General features: G+C 74.5%; 14 protein-coding genes. 9 read left to right on the top strand and 5 right to left on the bottom strand.

Annotated elements, in window-relative coordinates:
* Positions 1-8: 8 nt before the first annotated feature.
* Genes BGP03_RS20615 through BGP03_RS20635 form a run of 5 tightly spaced genes read left to right on the top strand, consistent with a single transcriptional unit; the run spans position 9 to position 5,418 of the window.
* The gene (locus tag BGP03_RS20615; protein WP_298799174.1) at positions 9-1,814 is read left to right on the top strand and encodes an AMP-dependent synthetase/ligase; all 1,806 of its coding nucleotides are present in this window, start codon (positions 9-11) and stop codon (positions 1,812-1,814) included.
* Positions 1,811-2,668 (top strand): enoyl-CoA hydratase-related protein, encoded by an 858-nt coding sequence (locus BGP03_RS20620; RefSeq protein ID WP_298799175.1) that lies wholly within the window; start codon positions 1,811-1,813, stop codon positions 2,666-2,668. Before BGP03_RS20615 ends, BGP03_RS20620 begins: the two co-directional genes overlap by 4 nt.
* Positions 2,665-3,447, top strand: a complete 783-nt coding sequence (locus BGP03_RS20625) for an enoyl-CoA hydratase-related protein (protein WP_298799176.1) — start codon at positions 2,665-2,667, stop codon at positions 3,445-3,447. Before BGP03_RS20620 ends, BGP03_RS20625 begins: the two co-directional genes overlap by 4 nt.
* Entirely contained in the window at positions 3,440-4,636 is a 1,197-nt protein-coding gene (locus BGP03_RS20630; RefSeq protein ID WP_298799177.1) for a thiolase family protein, read from the top strand. Before BGP03_RS20625 ends, BGP03_RS20630 begins: the two co-directional genes overlap by 8 nt.
* A complete protein-coding gene (locus BGP03_RS20635; protein ID WP_296371953.1) occupies positions 4,633-5,418 on the top strand; it encodes an SDR family oxidoreductase in 786 nt (261 codons plus the stop codon). Before BGP03_RS20630 ends, BGP03_RS20635 begins: the two co-directional genes overlap by 4 nt.
* 413 nt (positions 5,419-5,831) lie before the next feature.
* Here the strand turns inward: BGP03_RS20635 and BGP03_RS20640 are convergent, their stop codons facing one another.
* The 4 genes from BGP03_RS20640 to BGP03_RS20655 are packed head-to-tail and all read right to left on the bottom strand — an operon-like array spanning position 5,832 to position 9,587.
* Positions 5,832-6,404 (bottom strand): NIPSNAP family protein, encoded by a 573-nt coding sequence (locus BGP03_RS20640; protein ID WP_296371951.1) that lies wholly within the window; start codon positions 6,402-6,404, stop codon positions 5,832-5,834.
* Positions 6,405-7,913 carry an AMP-binding protein gene (locus tag BGP03_RS20645; RefSeq protein WP_298799178.1) on the bottom strand — a complete coding sequence of 503 codons (1,509 nt, stop codon included), beginning with the start codon at positions 7,911-7,913 and terminating at the stop codon, positions 6,405-6,407.
* Between the two features lie 10 nt (positions 7,914-7,923).
* Positions 7,924-8,730: an enoyl-CoA hydratase-related protein gene (locus tag BGP03_RS20650; RefSeq protein ID WP_296371947.1), complete on the bottom strand. Its 807-nt coding sequence runs from the start codon at positions 8,728-8,730 to the stop codon at positions 7,924-7,926.
* Positions 8,727-9,587 (bottom strand): hypothetical protein, encoded by an 861-nt coding sequence (locus tag BGP03_RS20655; protein ID WP_296371944.1) that lies wholly within the window; start codon positions 9,585-9,587, stop codon positions 8,727-8,729. The genes BGP03_RS20650 and BGP03_RS20655 overlap by 4 nt, the downstream gene beginning before the upstream one ends.
* Positions 9,588-9,658: 71 nt before the next feature.
* Between BGP03_RS20655 and BGP03_RS20660 the strand changes: the two genes are divergently transcribed.
* The 3 genes from BGP03_RS20660 to BGP03_RS20670 are packed head-to-tail and all read left to right on the top strand — an operon-like array spanning position 9,659 to position 13,223.
* Positions 9,659-10,525 (top strand): 3-hydroxyacyl-CoA dehydrogenase family protein, encoded by an 867-nt coding sequence (locus BGP03_RS20660; protein WP_296371942.1) that lies wholly within the window; start codon positions 9,659-9,661, stop codon positions 10,523-10,525.
* 11 nt (positions 10,526-10,536) lie between these two features.
* Positions 10,537-11,658, top strand: coding sequence for an acyl-CoA dehydrogenase family protein (locus tag BGP03_RS20665; RefSeq protein ID WP_296371940.1), 1,122 nt, complete (start codon positions 10,537-10,539; stop codon positions 11,656-11,658).
* 14 nt (positions 11,659-11,672) lie between these two features.
* Positions 11,673-13,223 (top strand): class I adenylate-forming enzyme family protein, encoded by a 1,551-nt coding sequence (locus BGP03_RS20670; protein ID WP_298799179.1) that lies wholly within the window; start codon positions 11,673-11,675, stop codon positions 13,221-13,223.
* Here BGP03_RS20670 and BGP03_RS20675 read toward each other — a convergent pair.
* Positions 13,183-14,796: an AMP-binding protein gene (locus tag BGP03_RS20675; protein WP_296371936.1), complete on the bottom strand. Its 1,614-nt coding sequence runs from the start codon at positions 14,794-14,796 to the stop codon at positions 13,183-13,185. The two genes, BGP03_RS20670 and BGP03_RS20675, sit on opposite strands and share 41 nt — an antisense overlap.
* A 65-nt stretch (positions 14,797-14,861) precedes the next feature.
* Here BGP03_RS20675 and BGP03_RS20680 point away from each other — a divergent pair, with 65 nt between their 5' ends.
* Entirely contained in the window at positions 14,862-15,293 is a 432-nt protein-coding gene (locus BGP03_RS20680) for a hypothetical protein (RefSeq protein ID WP_296371934.1), read from the top strand.
* Positions 15,294-15,326 lie beyond the last annotated feature (33 nt).

Here is a 15,326-nt window from a genome sequence, read left to right on the forward strand (position 1 = left end):
GCGCCCGGATGTCGATCGAGCAGGCAGTGCGCACCGTGGGCGACACCGACACGCTCCTGTCCGCGTTCCGGCGCACCGTGGCCGACCGCGGAGGAGAGGTGGCCGTCCGCGCCCACGACGGTTCCCTGGCGCTGACCTGGGGTGATCTCGCCGAGCGGTCCACGGCGCTCGCCGCCGGGTTCGCGGCGCTGGGGCTCGGGCCGGGCCACACCGTCGCGCTGCTGCTGCGCAACCGTCCGGAGTTCTACCCCGTCGACCTGGCCGCCGTCACGATCGGCGCCGTCACCGTCTCGCTCTACGTCACCTCGGCCCCACCGCAGTTGCAGCACGTGCTCTCCGACGCGGGGGTGTCCGCGGTGATCAGCGAGCGCGGGCTGGTCGGCGCCCTGGACGGGCTCGCGCTGCCGTCGCTGAGGTTCGTCGTCGACGGGGACGCGGACGGGGAGGCGCCGCCCGGGTGGCGGACGCTGGGCGACGTCGTGGCCGCGGGGGCCGGCACGGCGTTCGACCCGCCGCCGCCCGATCCCGGCGACGTCCTCACGATGATCTACACCAGCGGCACCACCGGGAAGCCGAAGGGTGTGCAGATCACCCACCGCGGGGTGCTGGCCACCGCCGTGGCCACCAACTCGGTGCTGGGCCTGCCGCCGGGCACCACGGTGATCTCCTGGCTGCCCTCGGCGCACGTCGGCGACCGCTGCGGCGGCTACTACATCCCGATGGTCACCGGCTGGGAGGTGGTGACGTGCGCCGACCCGCGGGCCGTCCTCGACGTGCTCGCCGGCGCGCACCCCGGTTACTTCTACGGGCCGCCGCGGATCTTCGAGAAGCTCCGGGCCGACTTCGACGTCTGGCGCGCCGGCCTCGCCGCGGACGTCCGCGAGTCGGTGGACGAGGGCCTGGCCGCCGGGTACGCGCAGGTCCGGGCCACGCAGGCGGGGGAGGTCGTGGCGACCGCGGTGGCCGAGGGGGCCGCGGCGTTCCGGGCCGGACCCCTGCAGGACTGGAAGCGCAGCGTCGGGATCGACCGGCTGGTCGTCGTCCTCGTCGCGACGGCCCCGAACCCCGGCCCGATCATGGAGTTCTTCCACGCGATCGGCACGCCGATGGGCGAGGCGTACGGGCTCACCGAGAGCAGCGGCTCGGGCACCGTCGTCGCACCGGACGCCATCCGGATCGGGAAGGTCGGTACGGCGTCGCGGGGCATCGAGGTCCGCATCGACGACACGGGGGAGGTCCTGCTGCGGGGTCCGCAGGTCATGGCCGGCTACCACAACCTGCCCGAGGCCACCGCCGCCGCGATCGACCCGGACGGCTGGCTGCACACCGGCGACCTGGGCGCGCTCGACGCCGACGGCTACCTCTCCATCGTCGGCCGCGCCAAGGAGCTGATCATCAGCGCGCAGGGCAAGAACATCGCGCCGGTCACCGTCGAGTCGGCGATCGGCCCGCGCAGCCCGCTGATCGGGCAGATCTGCTGCGTCGGCGACGCCCGGCCCTACCTCGTGGCGCTGATCGTCCTGGACCCGGTCTACGCGGCGAGCTGGGCGGCCCGGCACGGCGTCACGGTGGACGAGGTGGCCCGCGACGAGCGGGCGCTGGCGGAGATCCGCGCCGCCGTCGAGGAGGGCAACGCGCAGCTGTCGCGGCCCGAGCAGGTCAAGCGGTTCCGGGTCCTCGCGACGGAGTGGCTGCCCGGCGGCGAGGAGCTGACGCCCACGGCCAAGCTGCGGCGCCACCGGATCGTCGAGCGCTACGCCGAGGTCATCGACGGGCTCTACGCCGACGGTTTCCACGCAGGGGAGGTCTCGTGACGGCAGTGCTGATGGACGTCGCCGACGGCGTCGCGCTGATCAGGCTCAACCGGCCCGAACGCCTCAACGCCTACGACGACGAGCTCGGCGAGGGACTGTTCGGGTTCCTCGGCGAGGCCGCGGACCGCTCCGACGTCCGCGCGATCGTGCTCACCGGGGCCGGGCGCGGGTTCTGCGCGGGCGCCGACTTCACGGTGCTCGGTGACCTCGGCGACGGCTCCCGTGCGTTCGCCGAGCCGTTCAGCCCGTTCTCGACGCCGCGCACGATCGCCAAACCGGTGATCGCCGCCGTCAACGGGGCCTGCGTGGGGATCGGGCTGCTCGTCGCGCTGATGTGCGACCTGCGGTTCACCACGCCGGAGGCGAAGATCGGCACGGGGTTCGCCACGCACGGGCTGGTGGCCGAGCAGGGTCTCGCGTGGCTGCTGTCGCGGTCGGTCGGCCCGACCCGGGCCGCGGACCTGCTGTTCTCCGGGCGGCTGGTCACCGGCGCGGACGCCGCGGCCTACGGGCTCGTCACCGACGTGCACCCCGCCGACGAGCTGCTCGAGCGCACCCTGGACTACGCCCGCGGGCTCGCCACCTGGTCCTCGCCCGCGTCGATGGCGGCGATGAAGTGGCAGCTCCTGCGCGCCGAGGACTCCGACCTGCAGGGAGCGATCGACGACGCCGACGAGCTGACGCGCCGCTCGCTGACCGGGCGCGACTTCGTGGAGGTCGGGGCCCGGCTGGGCCGCGGCGAGCGCCCCGACTTCCCGCCCCTGCCCCCGACCCGGCTCGGCGCGGCGCCGCCCGTCGAGCTGCTGGTACCCCCCGACCGTGAGGACGCCCCGAGCATGAGGACCCAGGCATGAGTGAACAGTTCGGCCCGGTGACCGTCACGGTCGCCGACGGGGTGGCGACGGTGCTGGTGGACAGCCCGCCGGTCAACGCCATGGGCACCGCCGTGATCGACGGGCTCGGGCGCGCCGCCGCGTGCGTCGGCCCGGACCACGGGGTGCGCGTGGTGGTGCTCGCCGGGGCGGGCACCGCCGCGTTCATGGCCGGAGCCGACATCGGCGAGTTCGAGGCCCTGCGCGCCGAGCCCGGGGCGATGGACGAGCACAGCCTCCGCGCCCGCGCGGTGTTCGACGCCTGGCAGGCCCTGCCGCAGCCGCTGATCGCCGCGGTGCAGGCGAGCGCCGTGGGCGGCGGGCTGGAGATCGCCCTGATCTGCGACCTCATCGTCGCCGACCCGGGCGCGCGGTTCGGGCTGCCCGAGGTGAAGCTCGGTCTCATCCCCGGGGGCGGCGGCACCCAGCGGCTGCCCGCCCGGATCGGCACCGCCGCGGCCAAGGAGCTGCTGTTCCTCGGGTCGCTCGTCGACGCGCAGCGCGCGCTCGCGCTGGGGCTGGTCAACCGCGTCAGCGAACCCGGCGGCGCCCTCGCCGCGGCCCACGAGCTGGCGGCCCGGATCGCGGCGCTGCCCCGCGTCGCCGTGACGGCGGCCAAACGGGCCGTCGACGGGGCCGTGCTCGGTCCGGCGCTCGACCGCGAGCGCGAGATCTTCCTGGAGACGTTCGCGTCGAAGGACTTCGAGGAGGGCTTCGCGGCCTTCCTGGAGAAGCGGAAGCCGGTGTTCAGCCATGAGTGATGCCCTGCTGCTGGGCGGTGCCCGCACCCCGTTCGGCCGCTTCGGTGGCGCGATCCGTGACGTCGCCAGCGTCGAGCTCGCCGCGTTCGGGATGCGCGCCGCGCTGGAGCGCGTCGGCGTGGCGCCCGACGACGTCGACGAGGTGTACTCCGGCGTCACGATCCCGGCCGAGGAGGCGCTGGACGGCTCCATCCCGGCCCGGGTCGCGATGCTGCGGGCCGGCATCCCCTCCGACCGGCTGTCGCTGACGATCGACCGCGCGTGCTGCTCGTCGATGACGGCGGTGCAGCTCGCCGCCCGGGCCATCCGCAGCGGCGACGCCGACGTCGTGCTCGCCGGGGGCGCGGACAACATGGGGCGCGCCGCGTTCCTCATGACGCCCTCGATCCGCTGGGGCATCCGCCGCGGCGGCCCGACCCTGAAGGACCCGATGGCCGAGCCGGGCTCCGACATCGGCGGCAAGCCCGTGGCCGTCGACGCCGGGGAGGTGGCGGCCGAGCACGGGATCACGCGCGAGGAGTCCGACCGCTTCGCGGTGCGGTCGCACCGCGAGTACTTCCGGGCCCGCGACGCCGGCTTCTTCGCCGACGAGATCGTGCCGTTCGAGGCCGCCGACGGCACCACTCTCGAGGAGGACGAGGGCCCGCGCCCCGACTCGTCGCCGGAGAAGCTGGGCCGCCTGAAGACGATCTTCGACGGGCCGATCGTGACGCCGGGCAACGCACCCGGGCAGGACGCGGGGGCCTGCTACGTCGTGCTGGTCTCGGAGCGGTTCGCCGCCGAGCACGGGCTCACCGCGCTCGCCCGGATCGCCGGAACCGGGAGCGTGGCCCGCGCCCCGCGCGAGATCGCCGTCGCCCCGGCCCCGGCGATGGAGAAGGCCCTGGCGGGCGTGGGCTGGGCGCTGGCCGACCTCGACGTGCTGGAGATCAACGAGGCGTTCGCGTGCGTGCCGCTGACGTCGGCGCGGGTGCTGGCCCGCGGCGACCGGGCGGTCGAGGAGTCGGTGCTGGGGCGGCTCAACCCCAACGGCGGCGCGGTGGCCATCGGGCACCCGCCCGGGGCGTCCGGGGCGCGGCTCGTGCTCACGCTGGCCCGGGAGCTGCGGCGGCGCGGCGGCGGGCGCGGGGCGGCGTCGATCTGCGGGGGGCTCGGGCAGGCGGACGCCGTGGCGCTGGACGGCCGGTGACGGCCCTCTCGGCGTTCAGCCCGACGGCGTTGGCGGGTCGCGTCGCGCTGGTCACGGGCGGTGGGACGGGCATGGGCGCGGCGATCGCCGCCGGCTACGCCGCGCTGGGCGCCGACGTGGCGGTGCTCAGCCGCAACGTCGAGCACCTGCGCGCGGTCGCCGACCCGATCGTCGCGGCCGGTGGGCGGGCCCTCGCCGTGCAAGCCGACGTCCGCGACCCGGACGCGGTGGCGGCCGCCGTCGCCGCGACGGTGGCGGAGTTCGGCCGGATCGACGTGCTGGTGAACTCCGCGGCCGGCAACTTCCGCTGCGCCGCCGCCGACCTCTCGCCCAACGCCTGGCGCACGGTGGTCGACATCGACCTCAACGGCACGTTCTTCTGCTCCCAGGCCGCGGCCGCCGCGATGCGGGGCGGCGGCGCGATCCTCAACGTCACCGGCGACTTCGTCGACACCCACGGTGACCGCATGGCCCACGCCGCCGCGGCGAAGGCCGGCATCGCGAACCTCACGCGCACGCTGGCCAAGGAGTGGGGTCCGGCCGGGATCCGGGTGAACGCCCTGGCCCCGGGCCCCTTCGAGACCGACGGCGGCACCCAGGCGCTGGGCCGCCGCGAGGCCTTCGCCGAGATCGGGGCGGCGCTGCCGCTGGGCCGGGTGGGGCGGATGGACGAGATCGTGGCCGCCGCGGTGTTCCTGGTGTCCGACGCGGCGACGTTCGTCACCGGCGCGACCCTGACGGTCGACGGCGGCCACTCCTGGAGCGGCTACCACCTGCCGTAGGGAGTGCGGCTGCGCCGCCCGTGCGCGGATATCGGTGCCAGGGCACCGATATCCGCGCACGACCTCGGCCGGGCCCGGCGACCGGCTCATGATCGGCGAGCGTGGTCACCAGCGGTCAGATGTGGCCGTGCCCGACCCCACTCCTGGCGATCATGGCCAAGCGGGGCGACGCGGCCGGTACGGCCCACCGGGGTGGTGCCCGTGATCACCGTTGGGGGACGCGCGGCCGTGTCCGCGGCGGTTGGTGGTCCCCGAACGCTGATCTGTGGACGGCAGGGGCCCGTGATCGTCGGTCGGGGACGCCGAGTCGTCGCAGAGGCGGCTCCGTGTCCCGAGGCGGTGATCATGGCCCGGCCGCCCGGCCGCCCGGCCGCCCGGCCGCCCGGCCGCCCGGCCGCCCGACCCGCCGGGCCCTACAGCGACCAGGCCAGCGGCTCCAGCTCCACCGTGCTGCGCGCGCGGACACCGGGGGGCAGCTGCTCGCCCAGGGCCGAGGCGTCGGCGTCGTCGGGCAGCTCCCACATCTCGACGATCTCGCACAGGTCGCCGATGGTGGACTCGAACGCGCCGGCGAGGTGCCAGCCGTCGGGACCGGGGAGCCGCGGCCACGCAGCCCGGCCGCCGCCGTAGCCGACGCGGTAGGTCACCTGCAGGCAGCGGGACCCGCCGGCGGGCCGGAAGTCCGGGCAGTGCGGCGCGGGGCTGAGCAGGCGCAGCACCTCGTCCTGGAGCACCGTGGCGAGCTTGGCCATCGCCTCCTCGTGGCGCGGGTGCTCCGCCGCCGCGGTGAGCGCCCCGACGACGGCGTTGGCGTCGGGCAGCTCCCACAGGTCCACCATCGTGCCCGGCTCCCCGGACGTCGACGCCCAGGCGCGGCGCAGCGTCATACCGCTGCGTTCGAAGCCCTTCTTCAGCCACGCGACGGTGTCGCCGAGGTCGGCGAGCCGGCCGGGCACCGGGGTGAGGGTGGCGTGCATGAACAGCATCTACAGCTCCCGGAGCGCTCGTTTGAGGATCTTCCCGTTCGCGTTGCGGGGCAGCTCGTCGAGCAGGCGGAGGCGGCGGGGGCGCTTGTAGTCGGCCAGCTCGTCCGCGACGCCCGCCACGAGCGACTCCAGCGTCAGCTTCGGGTCGTTGCTGACCACGCAGGCCAGCGGCGTCTCGCCCCAGCGCTCGTCGGGCACCCCGATCACGGCCACGTCGACGACGGCGGGATGCAGGCGCAGCGCCCGCTCCACCTCGGCCGGGTAGACGTTGAGCCCGCCGGAGATCAACATGTCCTTGGCCCGGTCGACGATCGTGAAGTACCCGAGGCCGTCGGTCAGCGCCAGGTCACCGGTGTGCAGCCAGCCGTCGCGGATCGTCGCGGCGGTGGCCGCGGGATCGCGCCAGTAGCCCTGCATCACGCACGGCCCGGAGATCACGAGCTCGCCGACCTCACCGGCAGGCACCTCGTCGCCGTACTCGTCGACGATCCGGCAGCGCTGGAACGGCAGCGGCTTGCCCGCCCACCCGATCCGGGTCAGTGCCTCGGCGGCGGGCAGCAGCAGGTTGTAGCCGCAGCCCTCGGTGAGCCCGTAGGCGCCGCTGAGCGGTACCCCGCGGTCCTGGTAGGTGCGCAGCAGCTCCATCGACGCGGGCGCGCCCCCGTAGGTGGGGCTGCGCAGGCCCGACAGGTCGCGCTTGGCGAACCCGGGGCTGGCCGCCATGATCTGGTAGATCACCGGCACGAGCTTGAGCATGGTGACGCCGAGGCGCTCGATGTCGTCCAGGAGGTGGACGGGGTCGAGCTCGCGCTCGATGACCATGCTCGCCCCGGCCTGCAGGAACGGCAGCCCGATGGAGAGCACCGACCCGGCGAAGGCCAGCGGAGCGGGCAGCACCACGCGGTCGTCGGGGTGCAGGCCCTCGGCGTTGATCACCGCGATCGCCGTGCCCGCGGCGTTGCCGTGGCTGATCACCGCGGCCTTGGAGTGCCCGGTGGTGCCGCTGGTGTAGACGAGCAGCAGCGGGTCGGCCGGCGTGACGTCGTCGGCGGCCCGCACCGGTTCGGCGTCGTAGAGGGCGTCGGCCGACGGGGTGCCGTCGAGGAAGTACGCGTCGGCGACCTGGGGGAGCACGCCGTCCAGCCGGTCGGCGAAGAACGTCTCGGCGATCAGCAGGCTCAGCCCGGCGTTGCCGGTCATATAGGCCATCTCGCCTGCCGCGAGCCGGATGTTGAACGGCACGAAGACCGCGCCGAGCCGGGCGCAGGCGATGAGCGTCTCGAAGAACTCGGGCGTGTTGCGGGAGAGGAACCCGACGCGGTCGCCCTTCGCGATTCCGGCCGCGCGCAGCCCGCCCGCGAGCCGCGCGGACCGGTCCTCGAGCTCGGCCCAGGTGATCGCGCGTCCGTCGAACAGGATCACCGTGCGGTCGGGGGCGTAGCGGGCCCAGAACGCCGGCCACTCGTCCACGGACTGCACGGTGCCGATCTCGTGCTCGGTCCGGTCCATGCGGGCTCCCTCAGTGGTCGGTGAACGTCGGCAGCCGGCGCTCGCCCACGGCCCGGACGCCCTCGGCGAAGTCGGCGGTGCCCGTGAGCAGGACCTGTGTGCGGTTCTCGAACTCGAGCACCTGGTCGAGCGAGGCGCCGTCGCGGGAGAGGTCGAGCAGCGACTTGGTCATGCGCACCGACATCGGCGCCGTCGTCGCGATCTCCGCGGCGAGCGCGTGGGCCGTCGCGAGCCCCTCGCCGGCGGGCACGACCCGCCCGACGAGCCCGATCCGCTCGGCCTCGGCGGCGTCGACGGTGCGACCGGTGTAGAGGATCTCGGCGGCGCGCTCCCAACCGATGATGCGCGGCAGGAAGTAGGTGCTGCCCAGGTCGCCGCCCGACGCGCCCAGCTTCACGAACGCGGCGCTGAACGACGCGGTGGGCTCCGCGACGCGCAGGTCGGCGGCGCAGGCCAGCGACAGCCCGCCGCCCGCGGCGACCCCGCCGACCATCGCGACCACCGGCTGCGGGATCCGGCGCAGCGCGCTGACCAGCCCGCTCACGGCCTGCTGCAGCGCGTAGCGCTCCTGCACGTGCCCGACCGACGGATCCCACGCCGCACCGGCCGCCTGCTCCTTGAGGTCGATCCCCGAGCAGAACGCGCGCCCGGTGCCGGTGAGCACCACCACGCGCTGTGACAGGTCGGCGTGCAGCGCACCCAGGGCGGCGTACAGCTCCCGGACCAGCGCGTAGTCGAGAGCGTTGAGCCGGTCGGGCCGGTCGAGCCGCAGCGTGGTGACGGGCCCGTCGCGCTCGACGACGAGGCCGGCGTTCACCTCGCCACCGCCAGGTCGGCGAGCCGGAACCCCGACGGTGCCTCGACGGCCCGGCGGCCGGTGCGCAGCCACCCACCGGCCACGACCCCGGCTCCGGCCAGCTGCAGCTCGCCGTCCACCACGCGGGCGCGGCGGCCCGGCAGGGCCACGAGCGGCGCGCCCGGCCGCGGTTCCCGGAGCCCGAACCCGGAGGCCTCGACGGGCCCGTAGGTGAGCACGACGTCGACGCCGAGCGCGCCCCACCCCGCGACGATCCCGGGCGGGGCGGGCTCCCGGACCACGATCCGGCGCAGGCGCGTGCCGGCGACCGGCTCGGGGGCGGCGCCGTGCAGCACGGTGGCGTCGTCTTCGGTGATCGCCGCTCCGGCGTGCAGGGCGGGGAGCGCCGCGAGCAGCCGCTCGACGGGCGAACCCGTGGTGGCGACCCGGTCGGCCGGCCACAGCCCGTCCGCCGCGATCCCGGCCACGGCGAGTGCCTCGACGTCGTGGTGGGTGAGCGCGACGGTGCCGTCCGGCGTCAGGTCGGCGGGGAGCACGAGCAGGGGCCGGCGCATCCCGGTCGTCGCGCCGCCGTCGCGGGTCGCGGGGCGCGCCGTCCACCGGGCCGGAGCGTCCGGCCCGCAGGCCCCCGTCAGGTCGAGCACCGCCCCGGCGGCCGCGCAGCCGAGCACGAGCTCGAGCACATCGGACCCGTCGGCCCCCGGGGCGACGACGTCGCCCGGACCGAGGCTCCGCGCGATCCCCTGCACCTGTGCGGCGAGCTCGCCCCAGCCGACCGCGCCCGCCGGACCGATCACCGCGGGGGCGTCCGGGGACTGCAGTCCCCAGAACTCGGTCCACGCTTCGATGCCGGCCACGTGACTATCTAACGACCGGTTGGTATAAGAGTCAATCAGGGAAATGCCGCCGAGCTCCGGGAGACGTGGACATGCAGATCACCAGGGTGATGGTCGTCGGCGGGGGCGGGCAGATGGGCAACGGCATCGCGCAGGTGGCAGCGACGGCGGGCTTCGACGTCACCCTCGTCGACCTCGACGACGCCGCGCTCGAGCGCGGGCTCGGGCGCATCGAGCGGAGCCTCGGGCGCCTGGTCAAGGCCGACCGCATGACCGCCGACGACGCCGCGGCCGTGCGGGCCCGCATCGACGCGAGCACCGACATGGACGCCGTCGCCGCGCAGACCGACCACGCCATCGAGAGCATCGTGGAGGACGTCGACGTCAAGCGCGCGGTGTTCCGCCGGCTCGACGAGGTCTGCCGCGAGGACGTGATCCTGGCCAGCAACACCTCCCAGTTCGCCATCTCGAAGATCGCGGCCGCCACCGAGCGCCCGGACCGGGTGATCGGTACGCACTGGTTCAACCCGCCACCGGTGATGCGGCTGATCGAGGTCGTGCGCGGGCTGGAGACCTCCGACGCCACCGTGGCCACCGTGCTGGAGCTGGCGCAGCGCTACGGCAAGGAGACGATCGTCTGCAAGAAGGACACCCAGGGCTTCCTGACCTCGCGGCTGATCATGGCGCTGGTGCTGGAGGCGGCCCGGGTGGTGGAGGAGGGCATCGCCGACGCCGACGACGTCAACAAGGCCTGCATGCTGGCGTTCAACCACCCCATGGGCCCGCTGGCGACGGTCGACATGGGCGGGCTGGACACCATGGAGAAGGCCTCGGACGCGATGACGCACCACTTCGGCGAGCGGTTCCGCCCGCCCCAGCTGCTGCGCGCCCTGGTCAACGCGGGGCACTTCGGCCGCAAGACCGGGCGGGGTTTCAGCGACTACGGCTCGGCCCAGTGAGTACGGACCCAGTGAGCACAGGGACGGAGGAGCGCGCCGCGCTCGCCGACCTGGCCTTCCGGATCGGTGCCACCTACGCCGGCCGCAGCCTCGGCGACGAGAAGGCGGCCGAGGAGCAGTGGCGCGACATCGGCCGGGCCGGGCTGGCTGCGGTGTCACTCCCGGAGTCCCACGGCGGTGGCGGGGACATGGCCGACCTGTGCCTCGTGGTCGAGCGGCTCGCGGCGGGCGGCTACCCGGCGCCCAAGCTCACGATCTCCACGGCGGTGGCCGGCAGCATCCTCGCCCGCCACGGCACGCCGGAGCAGCGCGACCGCTGGCTGCCCGGCATCGGCTCCGGCGAGCTGCGGTTCTGCTTCGCGATCACCGAGCCCGGCGCGGGCTCGAACTCCGCCAACCTCGCGACCCGGGCGGAACGCACGGCCACCGGATGGCGGGTGACCGGCGAGAAGACCTACATCTCGGCCGTCGACTCCTCCGACGTGATGGTGCTGGTGGCCCGGGACGCCGCGAGCGGCGGGCTGAGCCTGCTCTCGATCGACCTGCCCGACGACCGGCTCGCCCTGACGCCGGTGGACGTGCACGTGCCCGTCGCGGAGAACCAGTGGACGGTGTTCCTCGACGGCGTCGACCTCCCCGCGGACGCGCTGATCGGCGAGCCGGGCCGGGGCATGCGGGCCGTGTTCGACGGCCTGAACCCGGAACGGCTCGTCGTCGCGTCACAGGCGGTGGGCATCGGGCGGTGGTGCCTGGCGCGCGCCGCGGCCTACGCGAACGAGCGGGTGGTGTTCGACGTGCCGATCGGGAGCCACCAGGCCGTCGCGCACCCGCTGGCCGAGTCCTACGTGGCCCTGGAGGCGGCGTGGGCACTGGTCGGGAGAGCCGCGCGGCTCTACAGCGGGGGCGGGCAGGCCGGGCTGGAGTCCAACGTCGCGAAGATCGCCGCCTGCGACGCCGGGCTGAAGGCGGCCGACGCGGCGCTGCAGTCCTTCGGGGGCAGCGGGTTCACCGGGGAGTCCATGATGTTCGACCGCTTCGCCTACCTGCGGCTGCTGCGCTCGGTGCCGGTGTCGCGGGAGATGGCCCTCAACCACGTCGCGACGGCGGGCCTGGGCCTGCCGCGCTCGTACTGAGCAGGAGACGTGCCATGACCGAGACCCGCCGCTGGATCGCCCCCACCACGCTCGGCGACCTGATCGACCGGCTGGCGGCCGAGCGCCCGGACGCCGACGCGGTGGTGTTCCCCACCGAGCGGGCGACCTACGGCGAGCTCTCCGCCCGCTCCACGCTGCTCGCGCGCGGCCTGCTCGGGCTCGGGGTGGCGCCGGGCGACCGCGTCGGCATCCTGCTGCCCGCCTCGGTGGACCTGCTCGCGGTGCTGTTCGCGGTGGCGAAGACCGGGGCCGTCGCGGTGCCGGTCAACGCCAGGTTCAAGAGCGTGGAGCTCGGCCACATCGTCACGCACTCCGGGATGCGGCTGCTCGTCGGCGATCCGGCGTCGGCCGATCTGGTGGGGGAGCTGCACACGGACGTCGCCGCCGTCGCGGCGGCGGGGGAGCCCGGACAGCACGTCGACCAGGAAACCGTCCGCGTGCGCGACACCGCCGTCATCGTCTACACCTCCGGCACCACCGCCGCCCCCAAGGGCGCGATGCTCAGCCACGAGGCACTGACGCGGCTCGCCGCCGGCATCGGCGACCGGCTGGAGCTCACCGACGCCGACCGCGTCTGGACGGCCATCCCGCTCTTCCACGGCGGCGGCATCACGTTCGCGCTGAGCTGCATCACCGCGGGAGTGCCGTTCGTGCACCCGGGCCAGTTCGACCCGTCCACCACGCTCGAGTACCTGCGCGACGAGCGCGTGACGGTCGCGCTGGCCGCGTTCGAGACGATCTGGATGCCGGTGCTCAACCGGCCGGACTTCGGCGCGTTCGACCTCTCGTGCATCCGCGTCGTGATGGCCGTCGGGGTGCCGGAACGCCTGCGCGACATGGCCTCGCGGCTGCCCGGCGCCGTGCACGTGTCGTGCGTCGCGATGACGGAGTCGTCGGCGTTCCTCACGCTCAACCGGCTCGACGACCCGGCCGAGAAGCGGGCGACCACCGGCGGGCACCCGATGCCGGGCATGCGGTGCCGCGTGATCGACCCGGAGACGGGCCTCGACCAGCCGGCCGGGACGCCCGGCGAGCTGGTCTTCCGCGGGCCCAACGCGTTCGACGGCTACTTCCGCGACCCGGAGCAGACGGCTGCGGTCTTCGACGACGAGGGCTGGTTCCACAGCGGTGACGTCGTCGTGGCCGACTCCGACGGCCGGCTGACGTTCCTCTCGCGCCTCAAGGACATGCTCAAGGTGGGTGGTGAGAACGTGGCCGCCGCCGAGGTGGAGGGCCACCTGCTGGGGCACCCGGCGGTCGAGATCGTGGCCGTCGTGGCGGCGCCCGACGCCTACTACGTGGAGGTGCCGGCGGCGTTCGTCCAGGTCCGGGAGGGGGCCACGGTCACCGAGCAGGAGCTGATCGAGCACTGCCTGGGCCGGATCGCCACCTACCGGGTCCCGCGCTACGTCCGCTTCGTCGACGAGTGGCCCATGTCCGGCACGAAGATCAAGAAGTTCGTGCTGCGGGAGCGGATCGCCGACGAGCTGAGGCAGGCGGGGATCACCCGGGCGCCGAAGCCACGAGCCGCGGGGCCTCGGTGATGCCGCGGGCGGCCAGCTCCTCGGTGATCATGGCGCGCAGCCGGAACTTCTGCACCTTGGTGCCCGACATCGGCCACTCGGTCACGATGCGGACGTAGCGCGGCACCTTGAACGTCGCGACGGCGCCGAGGCAGAACGCGATCAGCTCCTCCTCGGTGGCGCCCGCTCCGGGCCGCAGCTGCACGAACGCCGCCGGCACCTCGCCGTAGCGGGCGTCCGGGGCGCCGACGACCTGCACGATGCCCGCCGCCGGGTGCTCGGACAGGAAGCCCTCGATCTCGGCGGCGGCCACGTTCTCGCCGCCGACCTTGAGGATGTCACCGAGGCGGGTGAGGAAGCGCAGCCGACCGGCGTCGTCGGCGACGACCTGGTCGCCCGAGGCGAACCAGCCGTCGGCGTCGGTCCGCAGCCCGGTGAGCTCGGGGTCGCGGTGGTAGTACGACATCCGGGACCCGCCGCGGAACCGGAACTCACCAGGCGTGCCCGGCGGCACGTCGAGCCCGGTCTCCGGGTCCACCACGCGCGCCTCCATGTGCCTCAGCGGCACCCCGCTCGTGGTGGCGCGGACCTCGGCGGGATCGTCGGGGGAACCCATGCAGCAGAAGCCGAACGACTCCGTCATCCCCATGCACGACAGCTGCGTGACGTGCGGCAGCCGGGCCTGCATCGAGCGCATCCGCTCCGCGCTGCCGACGTTGAGCACCAGCCGCAGGGCCGAGAGGTCGGTGGCGGCGAAGTCGGCGTGCTCCAGCACGGGGAGCCAGATCGTCTCGAACGCGGGGAAGCCGACCGTGCAGCGCTCCCCGGCGAGCTGGCGCAGCGCCAGGCCGGGCTCGAACGTGCCGACGTGCACCATCCCGCACCCGGCGGCCATCGCGGCCATGGCCACGTCGTAGCCGCCGCAGTGGAACATCGGCAGCGGCGTCCAGAAACGGTCGTCGGGGGTCAGGCCGAGCCGCTCGGTGACGGCCTCGCCCTCCTCGACGAGCGAGCGGTGGCTGTGCACGCAGCCGCGCGGCCGTGACGTGGTGCCGGACGTGTAGAGCATGACGACCGGGTCGTCGGGGGTCAGGGCGGCCTGCGCGGCCCGGACCTCGGCCTCGTCGGCGGGATCGGCCTCGAACGCCGCCCGGCCGGTCCACCCGGGTGGGGCGGGCGCGTCGTCGAGGAGCACGACCGTGTGCAGGACGGGGGCGGACGCGACGCCGGGCAACCCGGGCAGCGCCTGCGTGAGCGCCGGGACGAACGCTCCCGTGGTGAACAGCACGGCGAGGTCGGCGTTCTCCACGGCGTAGGCCAGCTCGCGGGGCCGCAGCCGGACGTTGAGCGGCACCGTGATCGCCCCGATCCGGCTGCACGCCAGCCACAGCAGTGCGCTGTCCAGTCCGCCGGGCACGAGCACCCCGACGCACGAGCCCGGCCGGATGCCGTGGGCCCACAGCGCCCGGGCGAGGCGGAGTGAGGAGCGGGCGGCCTCGGGCCAGGTGGCACGCCCGTCGGGGAAGACGATGCCCTGGTCGGGGGCATCGAGGGCCCGTCGATCCAGCAGGTCCGGCACGGTCGTTCCCGGCATCGTCGCCCTCCGATCGCACCTACCAATCGTTTGACAAAACTAGCGGGCGGGTCGACGGTGGACAAGTGTCCGAGGCGCGCGTGGGTCACCGGTTCCCCGGTGGCCGCGCCGTGGTGGAGCCGTACGTGGACCTGCTGGTCCGGGACGTCGTCGGGGCTCCGCCACCGTCGGGCGACGGGATCGCGCACCCCACCGTCGCCTTCCTCGCCGCCCAGGGCGGTCTCGGCATCGAGCTCGGCGAGCTGTTCGCGCTGTTCGGGATCTCGGCGGACGACGGGCCGATGCTGGGGGAGTGGGCGGCGGAGTTCGCCGAGCCGCTGCGCGTCGGCGCCGCGTACGCGGTCACCGGCGTCGTCGAGGCGCAGCGGCGGACGTCGGGGCGCAGCGGCGTCCTCGACCTCGTCACCGTCCGGATCGAGCTGGCCGGCGCCGACGGGCGGGTGCACGCCACCGTCCGGCCGACCTACGTGTTCCCCCACACGTCGGCGCAGCCGTGATCGTCGGGGAGGCGTTGCCGGACAGGGTCTTCC

The organism is Pseudonocardia sp. 73-21 (genome assembly GCF_001899645.1).
Classification (GTDB): Bacteria; Actinomycetota; Actinomycetes; order Mycobacteriales; family Pseudonocardiaceae; genus Pseudonocardia.

Bases quoted from the DNA above. Each gene is read 5' to 3' on its own strand.
- BGP03_RS20670 (WP_298799179.1), top strand. From the start codon at position 11,673: ATGACCGAGACCCGCCGCTGGATCGCCCCCACCACGCTCGGCGACCTG.
- BGP03_RS20630 (WP_298799177.1), top strand. From the start codon at position 3,440: ATGAGTGATGCCCTGCTGCTGGGCGGTGCCCGCACCCCGTTCGGCCGC.
- BGP03_RS20645 (WP_298799178.1), bottom strand. From the start codon at position 7,913: ATGGACCGGACCGAGCACGAGATCGGCACCGTGCAGTCCGTGGACGAG.
- BGP03_RS20675 (WP_296371936.1), bottom strand. From the start codon at position 14,796: ATGCCGGGAACGACCGTGCCGGACCTGCTGGATCGACGGGCCCTCGAT.
- BGP03_RS20615 (WP_298799174.1), top strand. From the start codon at position 9: ATGTCGATCGAGCAGGCAGTGCGCACCGTGGGCGACACCGACACGCTC.
- BGP03_RS20660 (WP_296371942.1), top strand. From the start codon at position 9,659: ATGCAGATCACCAGGGTGATGGTCGTCGGCGGGGGCGGGCAGATGGGC.
- BGP03_RS20640 (WP_296371951.1), bottom strand. From the start codon at position 6,404: ATGCTGTTCATGCACGCCACCCTCACCCCGGTGCCCGGCCGGCTCGCC.
- BGP03_RS20625 (WP_298799176.1), top strand. From the start codon at position 2,665: ATGAGTGAACAGTTCGGCCCGGTGACCGTCACGGTCGCCGACGGGGTG.